This window comes from Anaerosoma tenue (assembly GCF_023161965.1).
GTDB lineage: Bacteria > Actinomycetota > Coriobacteriia > Anaerosomatales > Anaerosomataceae > Anaerosoma > Anaerosoma tenue.
In genome coordinates, this window is record NZ_JALNTY010000001.1 from 256,907 (window position 1) to 283,308 (window position 26,402).

Here is a 26,402-nt window from a genome sequence, read left to right on the forward strand (position 1 = left end):
GTCATGTACGACCTGATGATCCGCGGACATTTCGATGCCGCGCATTCCCTGCACGGGTATCCGGGGGAGTGCCGGAATCTTCACGGGCACACCTGGGATGTCGAGGTGGTCGTGCGCGGCTCGGAGCTTGACGAAGTCGGCATCGTGTACGACTTCAAGACGCTGAAGGCCGACCTTCAGGCTGTGCTCGAGCCGCTCGACCACGCGTATCTCAACGACGTCCCACCGTTCGACCGCAGCAATCCGACCGCGGAGAACCTCTCACGCCATATCTTCGATCGGCTGTCTGAGCGCGTCGGACCCCGGGTGAGCGTGGTGGAGGTCGCCGTGTGGGAGTCGCCGGTCGCGCGAATCACCTACCGGCCGGGGGAGTAGCCGGGCGAGCGGTCCGGGTCCGGTAAGGAGTCAGAGGCTCTCGATAAGGTCGGCCATGAAACGGGCCGTCTCCGAGAGGATGTCCGGATCGAGCAAAGACGGCACATCGCCCGGGGTATGCGCGTGGTCGTGCATCACGGCATCCAGGTCCGATGACGTGAGCGCCACGGCTGGTACGCCCCGCATGGCGAACACCATATGGTCGCTGGCGGGCCACGACGGACCTGCGGCGATATGCGGGAAGCCTTCTGCCAGCGAGGCGAGAAGCACCTCTGTCACCGAGTCGATGCCGTAGCCGGAGTACGCGGTGGGACCTCCTGCCAGCCCGGCGGCGTCGACATTGACGGCCAGCCGTACGTCGGTCAGATCGGGGCGTACCGCAAGATACGCGAGCTCGCCGGGAGCCATCGCGTGGTCCTCGCCGTTGAACGGCACGAACTCCACCGTGGGACCGACACGCCGGTCGCGAAGCAGATGGGCGGCCGCAAGCAGCACGGCGACGCCGGCTGCGTTGTCGATCGCACCCGGCGTGTCGGGTTTGGTGTCGATGTGCGCGCACACGACCACGGTGCCCGCATCGGGGCGGGACCCCGGCCGGACGCCGATGATCTGGACTCCCTCGGAGGGGCGCGTCTCGGAGTCGATCCTCACGTGCGCTTGCTCCCCGTCGTGTTCGGCAAGTGATGCGCCATCGCTCACGTGCAGGTACGCGTGCGGCACTCCGAACCCCGACTCCTCGATGAGCGGGAACGGCGACATGGCGGCCGTCATCGCACTCCGGTCGGTGGCGGCGATGATCGCGAGCGGTCGAACCGCTTCGAGCGCATCAAGGATCGCCGCGTGCCCGGGATCGATGTAGAAGGGGTAGTCGCGGGGTGTGAGCTGCTCGAGGGCGATGTCACCGCACAGCAGGAGGACCGCGTCCGGAGCGATGGCGCTTGGGATCTCATCCGCGGTGCGCACCACTGCGAGCCTCCCTGTGCCATGCACCCGGGGGGAGAAGGGCCCTGGATGGAGCTGGCTTCGAAGCCCCGCCACATCCACGCTCGCCGTACCGTAGCGCCACTCGGGCACCTCGAACGCCACCCGTTCGACCGCAAGCCCGCATTCACGCATGCGTTCCGAGACGTGTTCGACGGCCGCACGGTTGCGCTCGGTCCCGGGACTGCGGTCGCCGGGGTCGCAGAGGTCGGCGATGTCGCGGGCGATCCGGCGGGCGAGCGCGTCTGTCGTCACGTGTGCTCCTGTCGGGTGTGGGTGCGTCCACATCGGGTATTCCCAAAGAGTGTCACGCGGTCTCGGGCCGTGGGGCGGCGGCACCGTGTATGCGTCGTCGGCATCCTCTGTGATTAGCCTTCATTAACGTGAGCGTCGTGTGTATACTCACCCGGACGGCTTCTTCGTGCGACTTCCATAAGGTGGTTGTGATGACCAGTGCGACCCTAGAAGAGTACCTGGAGACCATCTACAAGCTCGCCGAGCGTGGACCGGTGCGGCCGGGACAGATCGCCGAGTTCATGGGTGTCTCCGCTCCCACTGTCACGGCCACCCTGGGCCGGTTGCAGACCCGCGATTTGATCTCACGTACCGACGACGGGGCTGTGGAGCTCACCGCCTCAGGTCGCCGGGGCGCTCTCGACATCATCCGCCGGCACCGGCTCGCCGAGCGGTTCCTGGTGGACGTCCTCGGCCTGTCATGGGACGAGGTGCACGACGAGGCGTGTGAGCTCGAGCACGCCCTCTCGCCGAAGGTGCAGGACGCCCTGGAACGCTTCATGGACAACCCCGACGTGTGCCCGCACGGGCATCCGATACCTAGCGCCGATGGTGCGATCCGCGCCCAGACGGGCGGGCCTCTGTGCGATACGGGCAGCGGCGAGGAGGTCCGGATCGTGAGGATCGAGGACGAGGACGGCGAACTGCTCTCGTATCTCTCTTCTCTCGGCATGTTCCCCGGGACCGACGTGCGCGTGTGTGACGTCGCGCCGTTCCGTGGCCCGCTGATGGTGGAGGTGGGGGACGCGCGCTATGCGCTCGGCCGTGAGGTAGCCGAGAAGATCGTCGTCACGGGCGGGAAGGGTCGGCGTAAAGGTCGCCGCCGCGAAGGCCGTCGATGAGCCGAGGGTGCCACGACGTTCCTGACGCGGTGATCGGACGGCCTGAGAGCGACATCGTCATCGCGCTTGCAGGCAATCCCAACGTGGGCAAATCGAGCCTGTTCAACGCGCTCACCGGTCTCGGGGTCGAGACCGCGCACTACCCGGGCACCACGCGGGAGGTGCACACGGGCACTGCTCGCGCCGGCGAACGTTCGGTGGGCGTGATCGACCTTCCGGGCAGCTATGGTCTCACCGGTTCAGCCGAGGAGGACCGGGTGGCGTTGCGCGCCCTCAGCGAGCTCGAACCGGATGTGGTCGTGGTGGTGCTCGACCCGGCGACCCTTGGCCGCACCCTGAACCTTGCCGTCGAGGCGCTCGACCTCGGCTTCCGGGTCGTCCTGGCGGTGAACCTCGTGGACGAGGCCCGACGTTCCGGCCTGACGGTGGACGCCGCCGTCCTGGAGTCGGCGCTGGGCGTGCCTGTGGTCTCGACCGTGGCGACGCAGGGCATCGGCGTGAGCGACGTGGTAGACGCGTGCTTCAAGGTCGCAACGGGGCCGGTGCCGGACCCACCAGGGTATGGGCCGGACTTCGAGGCGCTGCTTGAGCCGCTCGTGAACGCGTGCGGGGACGCTGAGTGCCTGCCTGCGGGCTACAGCGCCCGCGCGGCCGCGCTGCGGCTTCTCGACGAGCGTGAAGGCGGATCCGGCGAGGTCGATCCCGCAGTGGCGGAGGTGGCAGGTCAGGTCCGCGGCGCCATGCGCTCGCACTTCGGGGAGAGCGGTGCCACGCACCTGGCGCGAGAGCGGCACGGACTCACCGGCATACTCGGCGAAGAAGCGGTACGGCGGGAGGAGCGACGGCGCCTGCTGCCGCGGGACGCGTGGTCGCTCACCACGTGGCCGTGGACGGGCGTGCCGCTCGTGATCATCGTGGCAGCGGGCATCTTCGGCTTCCTGTTCTTCGTGGGCGACCTGCTCGCCCGGGGCTTCTCTTTACTATGGGGCACGTTCGCGTCCCCGGCGATCACGTCGGCGGTCACGTCGCTCGCGGGCGACGGTACGCTCGGCAAAGTGTTGCTCTGGGGCTTCGACGCGGGCATCGAGGCGTCGCTGTCCATCGGGTTGCCTTACATCCTGACGTTCTACTTCCTGCTCGGATTCCTCGAGGACACGGGGTACCTGAATTCGCTGGCGTTCCTCACCGACCGTCTGATGCACCGCTTCGGACTGCACGGAAGGGCGATCGTGCCGATGGTGGCTGCAGCCGGCTGCAACGTGCCCGCGCTCGTGGCCGCCGGACAGCTTCCGAGCAGACGGGAGCGTACGATCGCGTCCACGCTCGTGTTGTTCGTCCCGTGCAGCGCCCGCACGGCGGTCATCCTCGGCTCAGTGGGCCACTTCCTGGGGTGGCAGCCCACACTGCTCGTGCTTGGCATCCTGGTGGCGATCTGGCTGGGCATGGGCGTGGCGCTTCAGAGGATCGTCCCCGGCGGCTCGCGCGGGTTGGTCATGGAGATGTTCCCGTTCAGGCGGCCGTCGCTCAAGCGGGTCGCATCCAAGGCGTGGGATCAGTTCAAGGAGTTCCTGTTCATCGCCACGCCCATCGTGATCGTGGGCAGCCTCGTGCTGGGCGGCCTGTACGAGACGGGATGGCTCGTGAAGTTGAGCGATCCTCTCGAGCCGGTCGTTGAGGGATGGCTCGGCCTCCCGGCGATCGCAGGCCTCACGCTCATCCTCGGCTTCCTGCGCAAGGAGCTGTCGCTGCAGCTGCTGGTGGCGCTTGCCGTGGCAACGGCGGGCTTCGCGGGAGCGTCGATCACCGAGCTGATGAGCCCCACCGACATGGTCGTCTTCGCACTCGTGAACGCGATCATGCTGCCGTGCATCTCGTCGATGACGGTGTACTGGCGCCGGAACGGTCTCTGGGCCACCACGATAGCGCTGGCCGCCACGGTCGCGATCGCGCTGGTGGTGGGCGGCGTGCTCGCACGCGTCCTGCCAGCGGTCGGGTTCGGCGTCTAGCCGGCTTCGTGCTCGCCGTCGGCGTGGGCCTCATCCGTCTGGCCGGCCCTGGATCCATACCGGTACGTCCATGCCTGGGTCAACTCGGCGCCGAAGAGAAGTATCTGCGAGCTGTAGTTGAGCCACACGAGGAAGATGACCACGGATCCTGCCGCGCCGAACGCGGTACCGATGGACGAGCTCGACAGGTACAGCCCTACGAGCCACCGCCCGAGCGTGAAGAGCGCTGCCGTCATCGCCGCCCCCACCGCCACATCGCTCCAGCTGAGACGTGTGCGTGGCAGGACGCGATAGACGGCTCCGAACAGCACCCATAGCAGGAGCAGCGAGACGAGGATGTCGAACGTCCGCACCGCCTCGATGGGTGGATCGAACCCGATCCACTCGGAGGTGATCGCCACCACCAGGGTGTTGAGGGCGAGCGTGGCGATGAGGAGGACGCCCACCACCACGACCATCACGAACGCGCGCAGGTTGTGGATGGCGAACGCGCGGAGCGTGTACCGGATGCCGTCCCAGAGGGTGTCGCTCTCGGGGCGCTCCGGCGGCGTGTTCCATATCTTGTCGAACGCCGTCCGCATCTGACCGAAGAGGCGCATGGCGCCGAACAGGGCCACCAGGATCGCAACGATGCTGAGGAGCGTCCCGGTCGTAGGAAGCGAGGCCGAGGCGAGGAGCTCTTCGATCACCGAGGTGCCGAGGTCGCCCGCAAGGCGGTCTGCCGCGGTGAGGAGCTCTTCTGTGGCTGTCTGCCTGCTGGCGATGCGTCCGGCAACGGTGACGACGACCATGAGAAGCGGCGCCACGGAGAGAAGCGCGTAGTAGGAGAGGGCGGCGGCTATCTGGGGGGCGCCGTCATCGGCCCAGTGCTTGCCGGCCGTTGCGAAGAGATCCCCCACGCCGAGGAAGAAGCGGCGGAGTCGCGAGAGTATCTGCGTCACGGGCGATTCTCCTTCCGATTCGCCGAGCTCCGGGGCTCGCTGCGGCGTGGTGGTACGCATCCGTCTTTCAGTCTACCCAACGAGTCCATCGCGGGCGCCCTTGATGATGTCAGAGCCGTCTTGTATACCGAACATGTGTTCGATATACTGAACACGCCGGGTGTGGACCCCTGAAGCTCCTTCCACACCCGGCACCACTCTCAAAGGACGTCTCCCATGGGCCGCAACCGCGCGATCAGACAGTACGACCCCCGAGCGACGGGGGAGTCGCTCGACCTGTTCACCGCGAGCGACACCCGCACGCCGGTGATACTCGAGCTCCTGCGGAGCCCCTGGATCGTGCGTGGGTCCGAGCTCGGCGGTGGGGTTTCAGGTCTTGCGGGCAAACGGCGGGAGCGTGCGGTCGAGGTCGTGTGGGACGCATCGCGGGGCGCGCCACGGTCGTTCACGGCCGATGCCCGCCGGTACTCGATCGATGCCGTGGTGCAGTCGTGGGCGGTCGAGCGCGCGTGGTGGGATCCGCGCAAGCGCTTGAGTCGCCGCTGCTACCGCGTGCTTGCGCGTGGCGGCCTCTACGACCTCGCGTACGACCGCATCGCCGACCGGTGGATGCTCACCGGCGTCGTGGATTAGAGACGCTATGGCGGGCTTCGTACATCTCCACGTGCACTCGCACTTCAGCTTCATGGATGGCGCCTCGTCGCCGGACGCGCTCCTTGCGCGTGCAGCGGGCTACGGCATGGACGCACTCGGGCTCACCGACCATCAGGGACTCTACGGGGCGATCCGCTTCTATCGCGCTGCGCTTGAGGCGGGCGTGAAGCCCGTCGTGGGCGCGGAGATCGTGATCGAGGCCGCCGGGCTTGAAGGCGAGGCCACGATCGAGGGCGACCTTCCGCCCGGGCGACGGCTTGCACTCCCGGCCCCGGTCGGTTTCGGCCGGGCGGCGGGTGCGGGATTCCACCTCACGCTGCTCGCGCAGGACATCACCGGCTATCGCAATCTCTGCAGACTGCTCTCTCGCACACACGTGCGCACTGGAGACGATCCCTCGGTGGTCACGATCACCGACCTGGAGCGATACTCGGAAGGGCTCATCGGCCTCTCGGGCTGCCCCTGTGGCGAGGCGGGCGCCGCCGTGCTCGCCGGGCTCGGTGCGCGTGCCGAACGGGCGCTCAGGCGCCTCGCGCGTTGCTTCGCGCCGGACAGCTTCTACGTGGAGCTCATGCACCTCATGACGCCCGACAGTCCCCGGTACGTGGCGGGGCTCGTGACGCTCGCGGAGCGGTGCGGGCTCCCGGTGGTGGCCACCAACGACGTGCACTACGCCGAGCGGCGCGACTTCCGGCTCCACGACGTGCTGGCCTCGGCAGGAGCGCGCACGATGCTCCCGGGCCCGTACGACCGCCCCAACGCGGAGTTGTGGCTCAAGCCCGCTGGCGAGATGCGGCGTCTGTTCGCCGACGTGCCGCAGGCGTGCGACGCTACGCTCGAGATCGCCGAGCGCTGCTCGCTCGACCTCGGGCTCGGCTCGTTCCACTTCCCGGCGGCCGATGTGCCCAAAGGGGAGACCGCCTACTCGGTGCTCTCCAAGGCCGCTTGGCACGGACTGGAGGAGCGCTACCGGCCGGTCACGCCCGAGGCGGTGCGGCGGCTGCAGTACGAGCTCTCAGTGATCCAGGACCTCGGCTTCCCGGAGTACTTCCTCACCGTGAAAGACATCGTGGACTTCGCCAAGCGCGAGGGCATCCGCTGCAGCGGGCGGGGGAGCGCGGGCGATTCGATCGTCACGTACCTGCTCGGCATCACCGATGCCGACCCCATCGCGCACGACCTGCTCTTCGAGCGGTTCCTCAACCCCGAGCGGCGGCAGATGCCCGACATCGACGTGGACTTCGATTCGCGTCGCCGCGACGAGGTGATCGCCTACATCTACGACCGCTTCGGGCACGATCACGTGGCGATGGTGGCCACCGTCAACACCATGACCGCCCGGAGCGCGGTGCGCACTGCGGCCAAGGCGCTCGGCCATACCGCCGACGAGATCAACGCGTTCTCGCGCTACCTGCCGTGGGTGAGCGCGCGCCGGCTTCCCGAGGTGCTCGTCACATACCCCGAGTGTCGCGACCACCCGCTGCTCGCGCCCGAGCATGGTCTGCTCGTGGAGCTCGCGATTGAGCTCGACCACACGCCCATGCACCTCGGTACGCACCTCGGCGGCTTCATCATCACGCGTGAGCCCATCGACACGTGGATGCCCCTTCAGTGGGCTGCCAAGGGCGTGGTGGTGTCGCAGTACGACAAGGACGACATCGAGGCGCTCGGCCTCGTGAAGATGGACATCTTAGGGCTCCGCACGCACTCGGCGATCAGCGACACGGTGCGCATGGCGCGCGAGCGCGTGGGCCCCGAGGCCGTGCCCGAGCCGTTCGACCTCCCGCACGACGACCCGCGCGTGTACGCCACGATCGCCGCGGCGGACACCGTGGGGATGTTCCAGCTTGAGAGCAGCGGTCAGCGCAACCTCGCGATGCGCCTCAGGGAGCGCGACTTCGAGGACATCATCGCCGCGATCTCGCTCTTCCGCCCCGGCCCCCTCGAGGCCGAGATGATCACGCCCTTCATCCGCCGACGTCACGGTCTGGAGCCGGTCACGGTGCCACATCCTGCCATGGGCGAGGTCCTGCGTTCGAGCTACGGCGTGATCGTCTACCAGGAGCAGGTGCTCCAGGTAGCCAAAGCCGTGGCCGGCTTCACGCTCGCCGAGGCCGATTCGCTCCGGCGCGCGATGACCAAGGGCCGCAGCCGAGAGGCCATGGAGGCCATCCGCGTGCACTTCGTGGAGCGCGCGTGCGGGCTCGGTACCGAGCGTAAGGTGGCCGAAGAGGTCTTCCGGCAGCTCGAAGGGTTCGCCGCATACGGCTTCTGCAAGGCGCATGCGGCGTGCTTTGCGGTGGTCAGCTACGCCACCGCCTGGCTGAAGGTCTACTACCCGGCCGAGTTCGCGGCCGCCATCCTCAACAACGAGCCGATGGGCTTTTACAGCCCGCGGGTCGTGCTCGACGACGTGCGGCGCCACGGTATCGCGGTGCTGTCGCCGCACATCAACGCATCTTCGGCGGAGTTCACGGTGGAGCGGGACGGGGGCGCGATCCGCGTCGGCCTCGGGAGCCTGCTTTCCATGACCTCGCGCCTGCTTTCAGTGCTGGAAGCCGAGCGGTCGGTGCGTCCCTTCGCCGACCTCGCTGACTTCCTCAAGCGGACGCGCGCCGAAGAGCCGGCCGCACGGAGCCTCATACGCGTAGGGGCTCTCGACGGCCTGGGGGTGACCGATGCCTCGCGCCCGCCCACGCGCGACGAGATGCTCGCGCTGCTGCCGGAGCTCAAGGCGGTCATCGCCAGGCAGGGCGTGGCCGGTGACGACACGCTGCTGATCGCACCTGCGCGTGCGCGGGGGCCTGTCGACACCGGTCACGTCTCGGGCTGGACGCCCGCGATGCGGCTCTCAGCCGAACTGGAGTGTCTCGGGCTTGCCATCACGGCGCATCCGCTCTCGCTCGCCCGCGCCGACCTCGAACGCCGCGGCGTCACCTGGGCACGCGACCTGCCCGCGTGCGAGGACCGTGCGCGTATCCGGGTGTGCGGAGTGCGAGAGCGCGCGCAGACGCCGCGGACCCGCTCGGGCAGGCGCACGTGCTTCCTCACGCTCGAGGACCCCACCGGGCTCATCGACGTGGTGGTCTTCGAGGACGCGCTCAACCGCTACGGCGACGTGATCGTGAAGAACCGCGCGTACCTCGTGGAGGGCGTGCTGCAGAACAACTGTGAGCGCGGCATCGCGCTCATCGCCGAGCGGATCGAGCCCTACGTGGTGCGCGATGAAGGCCGCGAACTCGTTCGCCTCCGCCGCGGAGTGGGCGCTGGCCCGCTCGGCCCGACGCTCGGTGGTCCGGGAGCGGAAGAGACGAACGAGATGCAAGAGGTCACGCAGGAGGCATCCGCGTAGTCACTCAGCAGCGGGAGCCTCCTGCGTGACCTCCGAGCGCAGCGCCCTAGGGCTCGTCCGCTCTCGCCACGAACTCGGCGGTCATCGGCGGGCCGGGGAGGGTGCCGTCGTCTTCAGGCATGACGCCCTCGGCGTAGACGAGCGCGCCGGACGTGCTGCACGCAGCGTCGAGGTCGGCCATGTTCTCGATGACCACGATGACCTCGGCGTCCATGGGCGGCTCCTCGCCTGGTGTGCCGTTGACGATGCACCACGATGCGCCCTCGCTCGCGCGGTACTGGATGATGCCCACTGCGCGGATGCGGCCGTCCCCAAGGTCGGTGAGGCCGATCTCCCGCTCAGACTCCGGCAGCGGAGGGTGTGTGGCGACCGTCTCTTCCACGCCGAGGACACCGTCATCGCTCGTGGACGGCTCCGGGTCGGCGGTGGAGCACCCGGTGGCCGCGACACACGCGATGACGAGTGCGACCGCCATCACGGAGAGCAGCACCCCTCGTGTCCGTGCGCGTCCTCTGGTCATTCGATCACCCCTTCTGCTCGTCCGCCTCGACATGTGGCACGCCACGCAGGATGGCGGCATCACCGAAACGCGCCCTGACCGCGTCCACGCTCTCCACGAGCGCTCTGCTCTTGGAGGTGTCGGTCACCTCGTCACCGAAGAGGTCGAGCTGCGTCGACGGAACCCCGAATCCGGAGACGCCGAACCCGAGCAGGCGGAGCCCCGCTCCGGGCGTCCACGCTCCCCGTATCAGGTCGAGGGCGGCCGGCAGCAGCTCGTCGGCGAGATCCATGGCGCCGGGGAACGTCTGACGAACCGTCTTCGTGGTGAAGTCGGCGTACCGTAGCTTCACCGTGACCGTGCGCCCCTGAAGACCCTTTCGGCGCAGGCGCACGGACACCTTCTCCACGAGACGGCGCAAGGCCGCCTCGACTTCGTCGCGCTCGCGCACGTCGGTGCTGAACGTGTGCTCGTTGGACACGGACTTCACATCTCGTGAGGGGGCGACAGGGCGGTGGTCGAGCCCGGCGGCGCGCTCAACGCTGACGGGTCCCGCTGAGCCCATGAGCCCGCTGGCGCTCGCGGGGTCGAGCTTGGCGAGATCGCCGAGCGTGCGGATACCGGCGCTGCGCAACGCCGTCGCGGTGGCATTGCCTATGCCGGGGAGCGTGTCCACAGGCAGAGGCGCGAGGAAGGCCGCCTCCTCGCCGGGTCTCACGATGGTGATGCCATGCGGCTTGTCGTGATCGGAGGCGATCTTCGCTACGGTCTTGCAGGTGGCGACCCCCACTGAGCACGAGAGCCCGAGCTCGTCCACGCGTCCCTGGATCCCGGCAGCCGCCTCGGCGGGGTGTTGCGGTCTGTGCGCCGAGGGGGTGACATCGAGGAAAGCCTCGTCGATCGAGATCTGTTCCACGGCCGGGGTGAGCTCCTCGAACATGGCCAGGATGCGCACCGACAGTTCGCGGTAACGGTCGAACCTGGCGGGCGCCCACACGGCGTCGGGGCAGAGCCGCTGCGCTTGGGCCGATGGCATGGCCGAGCGTACACCGAACCGTCGGGCCTCGTAGGACGCAGCCGCGACCACTCCCCGGCGATCGGCCGCACCACCCACGATCACCGGCAGACCACGCCACTCGGGATGGTCGAGCTGTTCCACCGCGGCAAAGAACGCGTCCATGTCCACATGCAGGACGGCGCGCGCAGGCCATGTGGGGCAACCGATGTCCATGTATCGAGTCTACGGCCTCACGGCCGCAAACGGTAGACTGGCGGGAGGAGGTGTGCGGATGCGATTCGGTGCGCATGTGAGCGTCGCGGGTGGGCTCGCGGCTGCGGTCGACTATGCGGTCTCGGTAGGCTGTGAGTGCATGCAGGTCTTCGCGAAGAGCCCGCGTCAATGGAACGCGAGGGCTCTCGACCCGGAGGCTGTGGCGGCGTTCCGCGACCGGTGTTCCGCGAGCGGTATGGGTCCGGTGTTCACCCATACCGCATACCTGATCAACCTGGGCAGCGATGATGACGGGCTCTGGGAGCGCTCCTGGAGGGCGCTCGCCGACGAGTTGAGCCGGGGAGAGGCGCTCGGCGCCGCGGGTGTGGTGACGCACGTCGGCACGCGTTACAAGAGTGCGCCGGAGCGCACCGCCGGGCGGATCGCCCGGGGCGTCGACCTGGCGTGGACGGCGTCGGGAGCCGTGGAGACACGGCTTCTGCTCGAGAACACAGCGGCCGCAGGCACTACGTTCGGTGACGGCCCCGACGAGCTTGGTGCGGTGTTGGAGAGGCTCGATGCGGCTCATGGTCACACCGGCGTATGTCTCGACACCTGTCATGCGCACGCAGCGGGATGGGATCTCGCACAGTCTCACACGTGGGATGAGTTGTTGGGCGCGTTCGAGGTCTGTTGCGGCATGCCGATCGAGCTCATACATGCCAACGACTGCGCGTTCGGCCCGAGCGAGCACAAGGATCGCCATGCGTGGATCGGTGACGGGACGATCGGCGTGGACGGTTTCCGTCGGATGGTCTCGGAGGCGCGGCTGTCCGACGTGCCGGTGATCACGGAGATGCCCGGTGAGGCGCCCGTGAAGGACGCCGAGAACATCAACCGGCTGAAACGTCTCCGTGATGGCGTCGCGGGATCCTGAAGAGCCTGCGCGTCGCCGACATGATCTCGGACACGGCGGCCGGGATGTCGTCGCCCACCTGGACGATGAGCGGCGCATGCTGCTGACGGTACGCGTCGATGATGGCCATCTCCTCAAGCCGCTTCGGCGTGATAGGAGGGTTGGCGGAGGTGCGTTGCACGGCCCTCTGCAGAGTACGGTCGAGAGTGGCGCGCGTCGCCTTCTGTGCGATCTCGGTCGCGCTCAGGCGCAGCGTGGTGAAGCGCCAGCCGTTCACGAGGATGGAGAGCGTGACTGCTTCGGTGGTGCCTTCGATGACCACGGAGACGCCGAGCCCACGTGCACGGGAAGCCATGGCGAGACCCGCGGAGGTGCGATCGAGGGCTCGCAAGGCGTCACGGTAGTAGGCTGCCTGCTCGTATTCCTCGCCGCGCGCGGACCTGTCGCGCATCGTCTGCAGGTGGGTCCTGAAGTACGCGTCATCACCCCGGAGGACCTGCAGACACCGGTCCACCCGGACGCGGTACGCTTCGACGCCCTCGGAGAACAGCGTGGGTCCGTCACACCGGCCCTGTTCACGCAGACGGCAGCGATGAGCGCGACAGTCGGCGACGGTCCTGCGGCATTGCCTTAGACCGTATACGCGCGAGAGCGTGTCGGCGACCGTGGTGGCGGCCCACTGGCTGGTGAGCGGGCCGAGTGTCTCCCCGGTCCGATACCGCCGCTTCGTCACTTGTACCGTGGGGTAGGGAGACGCGGTGTCGAGGTGGATGAAGATGGGGATCCGCGGGTTGGTCGTGTTGCGATTGAAGTCGGGACGGTAGCGGTACCTGAGCCGCGCCTCGAGGATCTCGGCGTCGAGCTGCGAGACGCATTCGATGTGCTCGACCGACTCCGCGAGCGCCGCCGGCGAGTCGGTCACCACGTCAGCGGCGTAGAAGTGCGACCTGACCTTCGACCGGAGGTCGCGCGCACGACCAACGTAGATGACGGAACCGTACTCGCCGCGAAAGAGATACACGCCGGGGCCGGGCGGCATATGGGTTGCGAGCGGAAGCTTGGCAGCGAGGTCGCTGCACTCGGCGATACCGCACAGCCGTGCGGTGTCCCCGGCGGTGACGATGCCTTCAGCCTGCAATTCGGGCAGCATGCACAACAGGATCTCGGCGGTAGCCAGGGCGTCGGGCAGCGCGCGATGGTTGGGCACGGTCGAGACGTCGTAGAAGCGCGCGAGCTCCCGCAGGTTGTTGCGGGTGATCTCGGGATGCAGGCGGCGGGCGAGGCACAGCGTGTCGAGGACGGGCCGTGGGAAGGGCGCGCCGAGTGCCCGCTCCGCCTCGAAGTCCAGGAATCCCAGATCGAACCGGTGATTGTGGGCGACGATGACGGCGTCCTCGGTGAAGGCGGCGAATCGTGAGACCGCGTCGGACACTGAAGGCGCGCGCGATACCATCGTCTCGGTGATGCCGGTGAGCCGTTCGACGACGGCGGGGATCGGTTCGGTGGGGCGAACGAGCGTGGTGAAGGTGTCGACGATCGCACCATGCTGGATGCGTGCCGCCCCGATCTCGAGGATGGAAGACGTCCCGGGCCGGCATCCTGTCGTCTCGATGTCGACCGTGACGAACGAACCTGTGGCGAGGGGAGTGGGCGCGAGCATCTGGTTCCCGTGTGGTAGATGGGTTCCGAACATCCTACCATGTGGCGTTGTAGCGTGATGTCGGGCACAGAAGAGATGGAATATCATAGAGTGTGGTGCATGGCTCGAACGCGACAGGATGGGGTGTTGGAATGGCGTTCTTCATTGTCGAGCGAGTGACCGATGACGGCGGCCTGCGGCTTCCCGTGTCGGGTACGTTCGCCACTCGCGAGGAAGCGTTGGCCTCCCTGTCCGCCGCGGTCGCGTCCGGTGACGCCACCGTCACGGGCGGGCAGGTCTACGTGGTCGATCTGGAAACGGCCATTCCTGTGCTCGTGATGCCGGCGGCCGAAAGGGTCGTAGCCGACAGCGAACCGGAGGGCGCCCAGGCGGCAGAGGCAGAGCCGGTGTCGTCCGCCACGGTCGTAGAGCCGGAGATCGAGGCGCCCGAGGTCGAGGCGGAAGCCGATATCCTCGCACTGCAAGAGGAGGCGGAGGCCGACGCCGTCGTAGTGGAGGAAGAGGCGGAGATCGAGATGCCGCCGGATGGGGATGCCTCTCTCACGGAAGGGGGCGCATCGCTTGCGGATGCGCTCAAGCGTGCGACATCGTCCCTGGAGGAGTCGGGGATCAGGGCGCCGGAGTCCATCGGGGCTCACGAGGACGACGAGCAGGAAGCGCAGGATCCACTCGCGCAGGAGAACGAGGATGTGGGCGCGGAAAAGGAAGCCGACGAGCGGGACGAGTCCGAGATCGCCGCTCAGGCATACATCGCCCCGGAACTTCGCGACCTTCCCGTGGCAACGGCTGTCGCGGAGCCGATGAGCAGCGCTATCGAAGCGGACGAAGCGCCACTGGCGCCCTCATCCGACGGCGGGTCCGAAGGAGGCGGAGAGCCCGCATCCCCCGAGAGCCCCTCGGAGTGGCCGTGGGCCAACGTCGAGGCTTATGAGCCCGAAGAGGAGGAGGCCAGCGATTTCGAGGTGCAGGCCGCGCCCGAGGACGGGGACACGCTCATCGCGAGCGCGCCACCGATGGGTGAAGACGCCTACCTGCCCAAGCCGGTGATCCTGGGCGACTACGGCGATACGGGCAGCGATGACGTGTCAGCAGCGTTCGAAGAGCCGCCCGCCGCAGTCGAGGACGAGGACGAGGATGACGTGTCCCCGCTGGAGCCGGGCTACGAAGCATCGGGTTCTCTCGACATGAGCGCGTACACATGCAGCGACTGTGTCTACTCGAACACGTGTCCAAAGGTCGGGGAGGTCACACCCGCTGAGTGTGGCACCTTCCAGTGGAGGTCATCCTGACCACAAGAACTAGGTGACAGATGCGGCCCGTCTACCATATAGTGTAGATGGGCCGCTTGCCATCTGGAGGGCGTATGTCTGGGGAAGACCGTTCGACGTATCCGTTCAGTGCGATAGTCGGACAGGATCCGCTCAAGACCGCACTGCTCATCAATGCGGTGGAGCCCCGGGTCGGCGGCGTCCTCATCCGTGGACAGAAGGGGACCGCCAAGTCCACTGCCGTTCGTGGCCTTCGTTCAATCCTTCCCGAGATCGAGGTCGTGGACGACTGTCGTTTCGGGTGCCACCCCCGTCTTGTGGATCTGCAGTGCGACGAGTGCCGTGAGCGTCGCAAAGAGGGAGCGTTGCCGGTGGCGCATCGGCGTCCTCTCCTGGTGGACCTGCCGGTGTCGGCCACTGAGGATCGCGTGGTGGGCACGATCGATCTCGAGCAGGCGCTGAAGCATGGTGAACGGAGGTTCGAGCCGGGGCTCCTGGCGTATGCCAACCGTGGCATCCTCTATGTGGACGAAGTGAACCTCCTGGACGATCATCTCGTGGACACGCTCCTGGACTCCGCGGCGATGGGTGTGAACGTCGTGGAGCGCGAAGGCGTCCGCTATCAGCATCCGGCTCGCTTCGTGCTCGTGGGTACGATGAACCCGGAGGAGGGGGAGATCCGTCCGCAGTTGCTCGACCGTTTCGGTCTGTGCGTCGACATCGAGGGTATCGCCGAGCCTGCCGAGCGCGTTGAGATCCTGAAGCGCCGTCGCGCGTTCGAGGACGATCCCGCCGGCTTCGCGCGGACATGGTCTCCGGCACAGAAGGCTTTGGAGGAGCGCATACGTTCAGCTATCCAGACGATCCCCGACGTCGAGCTTGACGATGACCTGCTCTTCTTGATCGCATCGGTGTGCGCCGCCATCGGGGTCGACGGGCATCGTGCCGACCTGGTGATGGGACGGGCCGCTGTCGCATATGCCGTCCTTGACGGCCGCCGTGAGGTCACTGCCGCAGACGTACGTGCCGTCGCGCCGATGGTCCTTGCGCACCGTATGCGCAAGAACCCCTTTGAGGAACACGGTTTCGACGAGAAGCGCCTGCAGGAGTTGCTGCTCTCGGCCCCCGGCAACGCTGGCTGCGCGGAGACGAGCGACGAGCCTGGCGCGGATCAGAGCGACGGCCACGGAGCGCTGGTGGAGGTCACACGGGAGTCCGGTGCGCCGGAGGCGATACGGGAGGAGCGTGTGTCCGCCGAGCTTGTGGCCGGGATGGACAGCGTACGGCGCTCACACGGCGGACGGCGGCAGGAGACCACCACGGACGACCGATCCGGACGGTATGTCAGGGCCGAGGTCGCCCGCCCCGGGCGTCCGGTCGACCTTGCGTTGGATGCCACGATCCGGGCAGCCGCGCCGTATCAGGCGGGCCGAGAGAGCGACATGGCGGTGGCGATCGAGCCGCAAGACCTGCGCTCGAAGGTCCGCAAGCGGCGTGTCGGCGCGTCGATCGTGTTCTGTGTGGATGCAAGCGGCTCGATGGGTGCCACCAACAGGATGGAAGCCGCGAAGGCCGCGGTGCTCGATCTGCTCGTGGACGCCTACCAACGTCGTGACCGGGTGGGTCTCGTGGCGTTCCGGGGCGAGTCCGCACAGGTGGTTCTGCAGCCCACTGCGAGCGTCGAGCTCGCCCAGCTGAAGTTGCGCACGCTCCCCACGGGCGGCGCCACTCCGATCGCTCACGGGATCCTCACGTCGCTCGACGTCCTCGCGGCCGAGATCCGACGGGACGACAGCATCGTTCCGTGGCTCGTGCTGCTCACGGATGGGCGCGCGAACGTGGGTATCGGTGCGGGTCTCGGGAGCGACGACGCGCGTCAGGCGGCCGCACGACTCAAGGACACGCCGATACACACGCTCGTCATCGACACGTCGGGGCCGGGTAGCGGTCTCGGCGCACGGGAGTTGGCGCGGGTCGCGGGGGGCGAGTACGTACGGCTGGGACAGCCCGAGGGCGATGCCGTGGCGGGCGCTGTGCGTCAGCGGATGACCGCGTAGGCACCTGACGGGCCCACGGACACTGCTGGGCCGGCTCTTCGTGCATGGTGCGGGGGTGTGGGAGCGGACCTGTAAGCCGGATCCTGTCGTGTGCGACCATCTATCTGGGACCGTCGTCGCCGACGGCCTCGAGCGGGCGTACCCGAGCGATGGCCGGGCCAGCCGTGACCGCTCCTATTCGCCCTTGCTCCGGGTGGGGTTTGCCAAGCCGCCACGTTGCCGTGACGCTGGTGCGCTCTTACCGCACCGTTTCAGCTCTCCTCGGGGCCATGCCCCGGGGGTCTTCTTTTCTGTGGCACTTTCCGTCGCGTCGCCGCGCCCTGCCGTTAGCAGGCACCCTGCCCTGCGGAGTCCGGACTTTCCTCACGCCTCACGGCGCGCGGCCGCACGGTCCGCTCCCACATGCCCATTCTAGCAGGGTAGGGCACACAGCGGTGGACGGCGCACCCCTCAGGGCACGGTGCGCAAGACCACAAGCGCGCACGTCAGGACGGTGAGCGCAGCAACGGCGGCCCAGTCGCGCCAGGCGGGTTGGAGCGTCTTGACGCGTGTACGCCCCTCCTTGCCGTGGTAGCAGCGGCTCTCCATCGCGGTGGCGAGGTCCTCGGCATGGCGGAAGGCGCTGAGGAAGAGCGGTGTGAGGACGGGGATGATCGCACGCATGCGGGTGAGGGGATTACCCGACTCGAAGTCGGCCCCCCGGGCAGTCTGTGCTCGCACGATGCGGTCCTTCTCGGCCACGAGGATCGGTATGAAACGCAGCGCGATGCTCATCATCATCGAGATCTCGTGCGCCGGCACGCCGAACCGCTCAAGGGGCGTCAGGAGCCCCTCCATACCGTCGGCGAGGTCCACAGGAGAGGTGGTGAAGCCGAGCAGGGCGGTGGAGACGAAGAGGGTGAAGAGTCGCGTGGTCATGAAGGCAGCCGCGCTGAGACCGCCCGAAGTGATCGCAACACGACCGAGAGCGAAGATGGTCTCGCCGCTGGTGATGAACACAAGGTTCACCATGAACGTGAAGACCACGAACGCGATCACCGGGCGAAGGCTCCGCGCCAGCAGTCCCAGTGGGATCCCCGACGCCGCGACAGCGCCAGCCAGGAACACGAGAGCCAGCGAGAGCCCCACCAGCTCGCGCGCGAGGAAGATCACGAGCATGTACACCACCGCCACAAGGATCTTGAACCGGGGGTCCATCCTATGGAGCGGGGAATCGGCCTTGTGATACTGCCCAAGGGCCATGTCAGGCCTCCCGCCCCGGGTCGAGATCCGTCCGGAGTGAGGCGAGGGCGTCTGCGAGAGCCTCAGGGGTGGACATCGTTCCACCGACGTCGATTCCGCACGCCGAGAGCCGCGCGGCAAAGCGGGCTGCATGAGGTACCCCGAGGCCGATCTCGCGCAGTTCGGTCTGTCGCGCGAAAACCTCTGCCGGAGTCCCGTGGGCGAAACAACCGCCATCGCGGAGGACGAGCACCCTGTCTGCCAGCGACGCGATGTCGTCCATGTCGTGGGAGACCATGACGACGGTCAGGCCACGATCGTGAAGACGTCGCAAGAGGGCGGCTATCTCCCCGCGACCCGCGGGATCGAGTCCGGCCATCGGCTCGTCAAGGATTAGGATGTCGGGTCGGGTCGCCAGCACGCCCGCGATGGCGACCCGGCGCATCTGTCCGCCGGAGAGCTCGAACGGGCTGCGGTGCCCGTACGTGCACAGCTCCATGTCCACGCGCTCCAGCGCCTCGTCCACCGCCCGCTCGGCTTCGCGTGCGGTCAGGCCGAGCGCGCGCGGCCCGAAGCCGACGTCCTCGGCCACCGTGTCGGCGAACAGTTGATGCTCCGGATACTGGAAGACGATACCCACCTGGCGCCGGAGTGCGCGCCGCGCGCTGCGTTCGGCCAGATCGGCGCCGTTGACCGTGACCCTCCCGCTGGTGGCCGCGAGCAGTCCGGCCATGAGCAGCACGAGCGTGGACTTGCCGCTGCCGGTGTGACCGATCACGCCGAGGTACTCTCCGTCATCCACCACGAGGGAGAGGTCGTCGACCGCGGGGTGCGCGGCGGGATCGCTCCCGGGGTACCTGAGGGTCACATGCTCGAGAACGATCGGCATATCGCCTCCTCGAGCATCTTTTCGTCAAGAGTCACCGGTACGTCGAAGCCCCGGCTGCGGAGCGCGTCGGCAAGGGCGGCAGGGAACGGTACAGCCAGACCCAGGGAGCGCAAGAGGTCGGCCTGCACGAGCACGTCCGCCGTGGGGCCCTCACATACGATCCCGCCGCTGTCCATCACAACGACCCTGTCCGCGCGGAGCGCCTCGTCCATGTGCTGCGTGATCACGATGACGGTCATGCCGGCCTCATGCAGTTCTCGCGAGACGCGGCGGATGCCGCGACGGCCACGCGGGTCGAGCATGGCGCCAGGTTCGTCGAGAAGGAGGATGGCCGGACGCATAGCCAGCACGCCCGCGATGGCCACCCGCTGACGTTGGCCGCCCGAGAGTGCCGAGACGTCGTCATCGGCATGATCCGACATCCCCACCGTGGCAAGCGCATCGCCCACCCGTGTGACGATCTCGGCAACGGGCAGGCCAAGGTTCTCGGGGCCGAAGGCGACATCGTCACGCACCACCGAGGCCACCATCTGATCATCGGGGTTCTGGAAGACAAGCCCGGCCTGCTCGCGTACCGGATACGTATGTCTCGCATCTGCGATGTCCAGCCCCGCCACGGTCACCGTACCCGCATCAGGGACGAGCAGCGCGTTGATGTGACGTGCAAGCGTGGACTTGCCGCTGCCGTTGGCCCCGATGACCGCGATATGTTCGCCCTGCATGATGTCGAGAGTCACCCCGGCGAGCGCGTCAGGCTCGTCGGGGTGGTAGCGGTACCAGACATCCCGGAACGAGACCGCGGGAACCCTATCGTACGGAGGGCCCATGCTACGAGGCGTCCGTCACCGGGTTCTCGCACAATGGCTGCTTGCGCTCCGGCCTGATCATGCGCGAGACGGTCTTGTACACCACGAGGGTGATCACGCTGTTGAGCACGGCCTTGACGATGTTGAACGGCAGCAGCACCGGGAGGATCAGGGCCACCACGGCCGATACCGGCATTCCTGTGTAGATCGGCGTGACCACCAGGTTCGCGAGCAGGTTGACCGTCACCATGACCACTGAACCCACCGCAAGCGCGATCACGGCTCCCGCGCGGGTCTTGCGATGTCGGTAGATGAGGCCCGCGGGAACGCCCATGGCCACCATCGCGATGATGTTCATCACCACGCCCCAGATCCCCGCCGAGCTCCAGTGGATCAGGGCGATGAGCGTGCCGATGACGGCCCCCGCCACGGGTCCGTACACGAACGCGCCGATGAGCATCGCAACCGAGGAGGGGTCGTACTTGAGCCACTCCACCCCGGGGATGATCGGAATGTCGATGAAGCTGGTCAATGTGCCGAGGGCGACGAGTATGGCCATCGTGACCATCTGCCGCGTGTCCCAGCGGTTCGTATTCGTGCGTGCCTTCGTCGTGTCTGCGCTCATGTGCCACATCCCTTCCAGATAGGGGCGGGCACAATACGAGCCCGCCGACTGACATCTGCGGGCTCAAGCGCATCCACTCTCGAGATGTGCTCTGTTCTTTCATCCGGACTATGACCGTCGGTCCCGGGATCGCACCGGGTCTGCGTCGCCCGAAGGCTCGGCTCGCGGACTCATGGCCGTGGCCATTCACCGCCGGTGGGGAGTTCCACCCCGCCCTGAACAGATTCACCCGTACTGTAATGCGGGGGACGCGTCACGTAAAGCGTGATTCGGGCATGCGGGTTTTCCGTACAGGAAAGGACGTCAGGCGCTCTTCGCGCGGAGCCGGGCCCACGTGTCCTTCAGGGTGAGCGTGCGATTGAACACCGGCGAGCCGGGTGCGGAGTCTGGATCCACGCAGAAGTACCCCAGACGCTCGAACTGCACTGTGGTTCCCACCGGCGTGTCGGCGAGCGCGGGTTCGAGGCGTGCTCCCCGGACGATGACCTCGGACGTGGGGGAGAGATCGTCGAAGAGGTCGTCGCCGGTGGTTCCGGGCACCGCGCTCGAGAAGAGGTGGTCGTAGAGCCGAACCTCGGCGGGAACAGCGTGCGCCGCCGAGACCCAGTGCAGGGTGGCTTTCACCTTGCGCCCGTCGGGGGCGCTTCCCCCACGTGTCTCCGGATCGTACGTGCACCGGAGCTCGGTCACCCGACCGTCCGTGTCCTTGATCACGTCGTTACAGGTGATGAAGTATGCGGACCGCAGGCGGACCTCCCGGCCCGGCGCAAGGCGGAAGAACTTCTTGGGCGGGTCTTCCATGAAGTCGTCGCGTTCGATCCACAGCTCCCGCGAGAACGGCACCATGCGCGTGCCGGCATCCGTGTCCTCGGGACTGTTGGGGACCTCGAGCTCTTCGTCGGCATCCTCGGGATAGTTGTCGATCACGACCTTGATCGGATCGAGCACGGCCATCCGTCGGAGCGTGGTGCGGTTGAGGACGTTCCGCACGGCGTGCTCCAACATCTCGATCTCCACCACGCTGTCGGCGCGGGCCACGCCGATCATGGCGGCGAAGTCCCTGATACCCTCGGCGGGATAGCCACGGCGCCGGATGCCCGAGAGGGTCGGCATGCGGGGATCGTCCCATCCACGCACATGACCTTCCTTGACGAGCCGTAGCAGCACTCGCTTGGAGAGCACGGTGTGGGTGAGATTGAGGCGCGCGAACTCGTACTGGCGCGGGCGTGAGGGCACGGGGAGGTTCTCCACGAACCAATCGTAAAGCGGCCGGTGGTCCTGGAACTCGAGCGTGCAGATCGAGTGCGTGATCCCCTCGATCGCGTCGGACTGGCCGTGTGCGAAGTCGTACGAAGGGTAGATGCACCATACGTCACCCGTGCGGTGGTGTGTGGCGTGCAGTATCCGGTACATCACCGGGTCGCGCATATTGATGTTGCCCGAGGCCATATCGATCTTCGCGCGGAGCACCCGTGAGCCGTCAGGGAACTCACCATCACGCATGCGCTGGAAGAGGTCGACGTTCTCCGCGATGGCACGGTCGCGCCAGGGGCTTGGACGGCCCGGCTCGGTCAGCGTGCCGCGGTAGGCGCGGATCTCCTCGGCGGAAAGGTCGTCCACGTACGCCTTGCCCTCACGGATGAGGTGTACCGCCCACTCGTAGAGCTGCTCGAAGTAGTCGGACGCGTAGTAAAGATGCTCGCCCCACTCGAAGCCCAGCCAGCGCACATCGGTCATGATCGAGTCGATGTACTCCTGCTCCTCCTTGACGGGGTTCGTGTCATCGAAGCGGAGGTGGCAGCGCCCACCGAACTCGCGGGCGGCGCCGAAGTTGAGGCAGATCGACTTGGCGTGACCGATGTGGAGATAGCCGTTCGGCTCCGGAGGGAAGCGTGTGACGATGGTCTCGCGGCGACCGGCGGCGAGGTCCTCCGCGATGATGTCGCGGATGAAGTCGCTGCGATCGGATGAGGGTGCCGAGTGTGTCTCCATGGTCGCCGAGGATAGCACAAAGCAGCAGGCCGGAGGACGTATCCTCCGGCCTGCGAACGGTCTGGTAGCCCGTACGGGATTCGAACCCGTGATCTCCGCCTTGAGAGGGCGGTGTCCTAACCGCTAGACGAACGGGCCAAGCTGGCTGGGGTACTAGGGCTCGAACCTAGACTCTCCGGAACCAGAATCCGGCGTGTTGCCAGTTACACCATACCCCAGTACGTACCGGCGCCCGAGGGCGCGAGTAGGTATCCTACCGAGGGCACCATCGGGTGTCAACCCGAGCGCCGCATGCTCAGAGAGCGGCCTCGATCCTGCGGATGGTCCGCTCTTTTCCGAGGAGCGCGAGCGACTCGAAGAGCGGCGGGCTGACGGTGGACCCCGTCACCGCCACGCGGACCGCCTGGAACACGACCTTCGGTTTCACCTCAAGGGTGACGGCCAGGTCTCTGAGTGTCTGCTCGATCGCGTCGTGTTTCCAATCGGCGATAGTCCCGAGCGCCTCGAGTGCCGCCTGCAGCGACCGGCGGGCGTCGTCGGTGGCGAGCGCCTTGTCCGCCGCGGCGGGTTCGATGGCGACTGTCTCGCCGAAGAGGAACGCGAGCATCGCGGGGATATCGGTCATCCTTCTCGCGCGCTCGGCCACCAGCGGAACGAGCGCTTGGTACCAGTCCGGTCGTGCGGCGAAGTCTTCTTCAGTGGCAAGACCGGCTTTCGCGAGCCAGGTGATCATGCGCTTGGCGAGAGCGTCGGCGGACATCTCGCGGATATACGCGCCATTCATCCACTCCAGTTTGTCGAAGTCGAAGATGGCGGGGTTTTTCGAGATGCGTTCGAGCGAGAACTGCGAGGCAAGGGTCTCACGCGAGATGATCGTGGTCTCCCCGTCGAGGGACCAGCCGAGCAGCGCGAGGTAGTTGAGCAGCGCCTCAGGGAGGTAGCCCTCGTCGCGGAAAGCCTCCACCGATGTTGCGCCGTGCCGCTTCGAGAGCTTCTTCCCGTCGGCCCCCCAGATCATGGAAAGGTGAGCGAAACGCGGTACCGGTGCGCCCAACGCTTCGAAGACCAGTATCTGGCGGGGCGTGTTGGAGAGATGGTCGTCGCCGCGGATCACGTGGGTGATCCGCATGTCCACATCGTCCACGACGGTGGCGAAGTTGTACGTAGGCGTCCCGTCGGTCCTGGCAAGGACGAAGTCGTCCATGGCGCTCGACGGGAACGCCGTCTCGCCGCGTACAGCGTCATCCACGACGATATCGGAGCGGTCGAGCGGCACAGCGAGTCGCCAGACATGCGGTTCACCTGCATCCATGCGGGCGCGAACCTCGCCGGGATCGAGGCGGCGGCATGTGCGGTCGTACCCGGATGGTCCGTCGCTCTGACGCGCAGCGGCGCGCTTTGCCTCAAGCTCGTCAGCCGTGCAGAAACAGGGGTAAGCCGAACCCGACGCCTTCATGTGGTCGAGTGCGCGGGCATAGTGCGCGCCCCGCTGCGTCTGGAAGTACGGTCCGAGGTCACCGCCCACCTCGGGTCCCTCGTCCCACTCGATCCCGAGCCAACGCAACGACCGCATGATCTGCGCGGTGTTCTCATCAGTGGAGCGTTCCGGATCGGTGTCGTCTATGCGGAGCACGAACGTGCCACCGGTCGCACGGGCGAAGGCCCAGTTGTAGACGGCGGTACGGGCGCCGCCGATGTGGAGCGCGCCGGTGGGACTCGGGGCGAAACGGACACGGGGGGATACGGACACGATACTCCTTCCGGATGTGCTATCAGTGAGCGCCGGGGACGTCGGCATCCGCCGGCTGCCGCTTGTGCAGCAGGAACCACGTGATACCTACGGCGAGGATGAGGACGGCCAGCGCGATGGCCTTTTCGAGCATGTCCGGGCCGCTCTCGAAGATCACGAGCTTCCGCACGACAGCGACGAGGCCAGCCTCGAGCACCGTACCGATGACGTTCTTGTGCTGCATGTAGGCCATCGCGATGCGGATCAACTCGATCACGATGAACACCACGAGCACCGTGTCGATGGTCCGCGTGATTCCTTGGGGTGTCATGAAGCCGTCCGCGCGGGTGACCTCGAGCATCTTGATGACGATGTCCACCACGCCGAGTGCGGCGAGTATCACGAGCAGGGCCGTCACAGCGGCCTCGATATACACGACGATCCGGTCGATCATCTCCACGGAGAACAGCTTCATGGCGCTCCATCATCCGGCGGGTCCACGAGCACACTATACCCGCTGCAGCCTCGCTTGGCAGGACCGCTGCCCCGTGCTATCGTGGCTGCGTTCTCATCACGAGGCAGCGCGTAAGCGCTGCAGAGGGCCGAGGGACCGCACCCTACGACGCCCCGGCAACCGACGCGAAAGTGCGCACGGTGCCACATTGCGGCAGACGGCGACGTCTGGAAGATGAGGGAAGAACGCGGCGCACCACGCCAACGCTCATGTCCCTTGTCTGTCCAGGCAGGGGATTTTTCTTTGCCTGGACGGTAACGGCAGGCCCGCAGGCGCGGGCACCATGAAGGAGGTCCGATGTCAGAGCGCGAGTATCTGTTCACCTCGGAGTCGGTCACCGAAGGCCACCCCGACAAGATGTGCGACGCCATCTCGGACGCCGTTCTCGACGCGATCATCGCACGAGAGGCCGAGCTTGCCGAGGAGGGCTACGAGACCGACAAGGGTTCGGTTGCGAGTCCTGACTACGTGCGTGTCGCCTGCGAGACGCTTACGACCACCGGCCTTATCGTGGTCGCGGGGGAGATCCGTACCCATGCGTACGTGGATATCCCCTCCATCGTTCGGGAGACCGTGAAGAAGATCGGGTACGTCCGCGCCAAGTTCGGCTTCGATTATGAGACGTGTGGCGTGCTCACGGCGATCCACGAGCAGAGTTCGGACATCGCGATGGGGGTCGACAAGGCGCTTGAGATGAAGCGTGGAGAGCAGGATCCGCTCGACCTCATCGGCGCAGGTGATCAAGGCATGATGTTCGGCTACGCCTGTAACGAGACGTCGCAGCTGATGCCGATGCCGATCTACCTGGCGCACCGTCTTGCCGAGCGTCTGACCGCCGTTCGCAAGGCGGAGGTGCTCGACTACCTGCGCCCCGACGGAAAGACCCAGGTCACAGTACGCTACGTCGACGGCAAGCCGGTCGCCATCGACAAGATCCTCATCTCGACGCAGCACGCCGACGGAGTCGACATCGACGCGCTCATGCGTCCGGACTTCATCGAGCACATCATCGATCCCGTGCTCGGTCTGGAGGGCATCGACTACAAGGACGCCGAGGTTCTCGTGAACCCGACGGGCCGATTCGTGATCGGTGGTCCCATGGGCGACTCGGGCGTGACCGGTCGGAAGATCATCGTGGACACGTACGGTGGCATGGGCCGCCACGGCGGCGGCGCGTTCTCCGGTAAGGACTGCACCAAGGTCGACCGCTCGGCGGCCTACGCCGCTCGTTGGGTCGCGAAGAACATCGTGGCGGCCGGCCTTGCCGAGCGCTGCGAGATCCAGCTGGCCTACGCCATCGGTGTCGCCCACCCCATGTCGGTCATGGTGGAGACCTTCGGCACCGAGACCGTGCCGGTCGCGCGCATCGAGAAGGCCGTGAGCGAGGTCTTCGACCTGCGTCCGGGCGCCATCATCCGCGACCTCGACCTGCGCCGCCCAATCTACTCCAAGACGGCAGCCTACGGGCACTTCGGCCGCGAGGAGGCCGAGTTCACCTGGGAGCGCACCGATCGGGTGGATGCACTGCTGGCGGCAGTCGAGTAGACGGCACCGCACCTGTGAGGGCCACC

At 67.0% G+C, this 26,402-nt stretch carries 21 protein-coding genes, 2 tRNA genes, 1 other RNA gene and 1 riboswitch; of the genes, 9 read left to right on the forward strand and 15 right to left on the reverse strand.

From position 1 onward, the window contains the following. Nucleotides 1-3: 3 nt before the first annotated feature. On the forward strand, nt 4-375 hold the full coding sequence (gene queD / locus MSB02_RS01260; protein ID WP_267193400.1) for a 6-carboxytetrahydropterin synthase QueD: 372 nt from the start codon (nt 4-6) through the stop codon (nt 373-375). Between the two features lie 30 nt (nt 376-405). On the opposite strand, the gene MSB02_RS01265 is transcribed toward queD, so the two are convergent. Next, a complete protein-coding gene (locus MSB02_RS01265) occupies nt 406-1,611 on the reverse strand; it encodes a M28 family peptidase (protein WP_267193401.1) in 1,206 nt (401 codons plus the stop codon). A 191-nt stretch (nt 1,612-1,802) separates the two neighbouring features. Here MSB02_RS01265 and MSB02_RS01270 point away from each other — a divergent pair, with 191 nt between their 5' ends. Together MSB02_RS01270 and feoB are read left to right on the forward strand one after the other, a co-directional pair. Further along, nucleotides 1,803-2,492, forward strand: a complete 690-nt coding sequence (locus MSB02_RS01270; RefSeq protein WP_267193402.1) for a metal-dependent transcriptional regulator — start codon at nt 1,803-1,805, stop codon at nt 2,490-2,492. Beyond that, nucleotides 2,489-4,498 carry a ferrous iron transport protein B gene (gene feoB / locus MSB02_RS01275; RefSeq protein ID WP_267193403.1) on the forward strand — a complete coding sequence of 670 codons (2,010 nt, stop codon included), beginning with the start codon at nt 2,489-2,491 and terminating at the stop codon, nt 4,496-4,498. Before MSB02_RS01270 ends, feoB begins: the two co-directional genes overlap by 4 nt. Here the strand turns inward: feoB and MSB02_RS01280 are convergent. Continuing rightward, complete coding sequence (locus MSB02_RS01280; RefSeq protein WP_267193404.1) at nt 4,495-5,439, reverse strand: YihY/virulence factor BrkB family protein; 945 nt, start codon at nt 5,437-5,439, stop codon at nt 4,495-4,497. The two genes, feoB and MSB02_RS01280, sit on opposite strands and share 4 nt — an antisense overlap. A 216-nt stretch (nt 5,440-5,655) precedes the next feature. Between MSB02_RS01280 and MSB02_RS01285 the strand changes: the two genes are divergently transcribed. Further along, nucleotides 5,656-6,072 carry a DUF6504 family protein gene (locus MSB02_RS01285; protein WP_267193405.1) on the forward strand — a complete coding sequence of 139 codons (417 nt, stop codon included), beginning with the start codon at nt 5,656-5,658 and terminating at the stop codon, nt 6,070-6,072. Between the two features lie 7 nt (nt 6,073-6,079). Beyond that, on the forward strand, nt 6,080-9,445 hold the full coding sequence (locus MSB02_RS01290) for a DNA polymerase III subunit alpha (protein WP_267193406.1): 3,366 nt from the start codon (nt 6,080-6,082) through the stop codon (nt 9,443-9,445). A gap of 46 nt (nt 9,446-9,491) precedes the next feature. Here the strand turns inward: MSB02_RS01290 and MSB02_RS01295 are convergent, their stop codons facing one another. Next, nucleotides 9,492-9,965 (reverse strand): hypothetical protein, encoded by a 474-nt coding sequence (locus MSB02_RS01295; RefSeq protein ID WP_267193407.1) that lies wholly within the window; start codon nt 9,963-9,965, stop codon nt 9,492-9,494. Nucleotides 9,966-9,969: 4 nt separating this feature from the next. Beyond that, nucleotides 9,970-11,175, reverse strand: a complete 1,206-nt coding sequence (gene dinB, locus MSB02_RS01300) for a DNA polymerase IV (protein ID WP_267193408.1) — start codon at nt 11,173-11,175, stop codon at nt 9,970-9,972. 58 nt (nt 11,176-11,233) lie between these two features. Between dinB and MSB02_RS01305 the strand changes: the two genes are divergently transcribed. Then, on the forward strand, nt 11,234-12,091 hold the full coding sequence (locus MSB02_RS01305; RefSeq protein WP_267193409.1) for a deoxyribonuclease IV: 858 nt from the start codon (nt 11,234-11,236) through the stop codon (nt 12,089-12,091). Here MSB02_RS01305 and MSB02_RS01310 read toward each other — a convergent pair. Next, nucleotides 12,048-13,730 carry an exonuclease domain-containing protein gene (locus tag MSB02_RS01310; RefSeq protein ID WP_267193410.1) on the reverse strand — a complete coding sequence of 561 codons (1,683 nt, stop codon included), beginning with the start codon at nt 13,728-13,730 and terminating at the stop codon, nt 12,048-12,050. The two genes, MSB02_RS01305 and MSB02_RS01310, sit on opposite strands and share 44 nt — an antisense overlap. Before the next feature lie 131 nt (nt 13,731-13,861). Here MSB02_RS01310 and MSB02_RS01315 point away from each other — a divergent pair, with 131 nt between their 5' ends. Continuing rightward, nucleotides 13,862-15,019, forward strand: coding sequence for a hypothetical protein (locus tag MSB02_RS01315; protein WP_267193411.1), 1,158 nt, complete (start codon nt 13,862-13,864; stop codon nt 15,017-15,019). 74 nt (nt 15,020-15,093) lie between these two features. Further along, nucleotides 15,094-17,055: a magnesium chelatase subunit D family protein gene (locus tag MSB02_RS01320; RefSeq protein WP_267193412.1), complete on the forward strand. Its 1,962-nt coding sequence runs from the start codon at nt 15,094-15,096 to the stop codon at nt 17,053-17,055. Between the two features lie 56 nt (nt 17,056-17,111). Here the strand turns inward: MSB02_RS01320 and rnpB are convergent. From rnpB to MSB02_RS01370, 10 genes are all read right to left on the reverse strand, one after another. After that, nucleotides 17,112-17,454, reverse strand: an RNA gene (gene rnpB / locus MSB02_RS01325) — RNase P RNA component class A. 51 nt (nt 17,455-17,505) lie between these two features. After that, nucleotides 17,506-18,297, reverse strand: coding sequence for an energy-coupling factor transporter transmembrane component T family protein (locus tag MSB02_RS01330; RefSeq protein ID WP_267193413.1), 792 nt, complete (start codon nt 18,295-18,297; stop codon nt 17,506-17,508). A gap of 1 nt (nt 18,298) precedes the next feature. Then, the gene (locus MSB02_RS01335) at nt 18,299-19,165 is read right to left on the reverse strand and encodes an energy-coupling factor transporter ATPase (protein WP_267193414.1); all 867 of its coding nucleotides are present in this window, start codon (nt 19,163-19,165) and stop codon (nt 18,299-18,301) included. Beyond that, the gene (locus tag MSB02_RS01340; RefSeq protein WP_267193415.1) at nt 19,141-19,992 is read right to left on the reverse strand and encodes an energy-coupling factor transporter ATPase; all 852 of its coding nucleotides are present in this window, start codon (nt 19,990-19,992) and stop codon (nt 19,141-19,143) included. The genes MSB02_RS01335 and MSB02_RS01340 overlap by 25 nt, the downstream gene beginning before the upstream one ends. 1 nt (nt 19,993) lies before the next feature. Beyond that, nucleotides 19,994-20,596 carry an ECF transporter S component gene (locus MSB02_RS01345; protein ID WP_267193416.1) on the reverse strand — a complete coding sequence of 201 codons (603 nt, stop codon included), beginning with the start codon at nt 20,594-20,596 and terminating at the stop codon, nt 19,994-19,996. A gap of 87 nt (nt 20,597-20,683) precedes the next feature. Beyond that, nucleotides 20,684-20,823: riboswitch (FMN riboswitch) on the reverse strand. 76 nt (nt 20,824-20,899) lie between these two features. Further along, entirely contained in the window at nt 20,900-22,588 is a 1,689-nt protein-coding gene (locus MSB02_RS01350; RefSeq protein WP_267193417.1) for a glutamine--tRNA ligase/YqeY domain fusion protein, read from the reverse strand. Nucleotides 22,589-22,650: 62 nt separating this feature from the next. After that, nucleotides 22,651-22,726 (reverse strand) — tRNA-Glu (locus MSB02_RS01355). A gap of 4 nt (nt 22,727-22,730) precedes the next feature. Further along, nucleotides 22,731-22,806: transfer RNA gene (locus MSB02_RS01360), tRNA-Gln, on the reverse strand. Nucleotides 22,807-22,883: 77 nt separating this feature from the next. Then, entirely contained in the window at nt 22,884-24,338 is a 1,455-nt protein-coding gene (gltX, locus tag MSB02_RS01365; RefSeq protein ID WP_267193418.1) for a glutamate--tRNA ligase, read from the reverse strand. Between the two features lie 22 nt (nt 24,339-24,360). Continuing rightward, entirely contained in the window at nt 24,361-24,792 is a 432-nt protein-coding gene (locus MSB02_RS01370) for a phosphate-starvation-inducible PsiE family protein (RefSeq protein ID WP_267193419.1), read from the reverse strand. Nucleotides 24,793-25,128: 336 nt separating this feature from the next. Here MSB02_RS01370 and metK point away from each other — a divergent pair, with 336 nt between their 5' ends. Continuing rightward, complete coding sequence (metK, locus tag MSB02_RS01375) at nt 25,129-26,376, forward strand: methionine adenosyltransferase (protein ID WP_267193420.1); 1,248 nt, start codon at nt 25,129-25,131, stop codon at nt 26,374-26,376. Nucleotides 26,377-26,402: the final 26 nt, after the last annotated feature.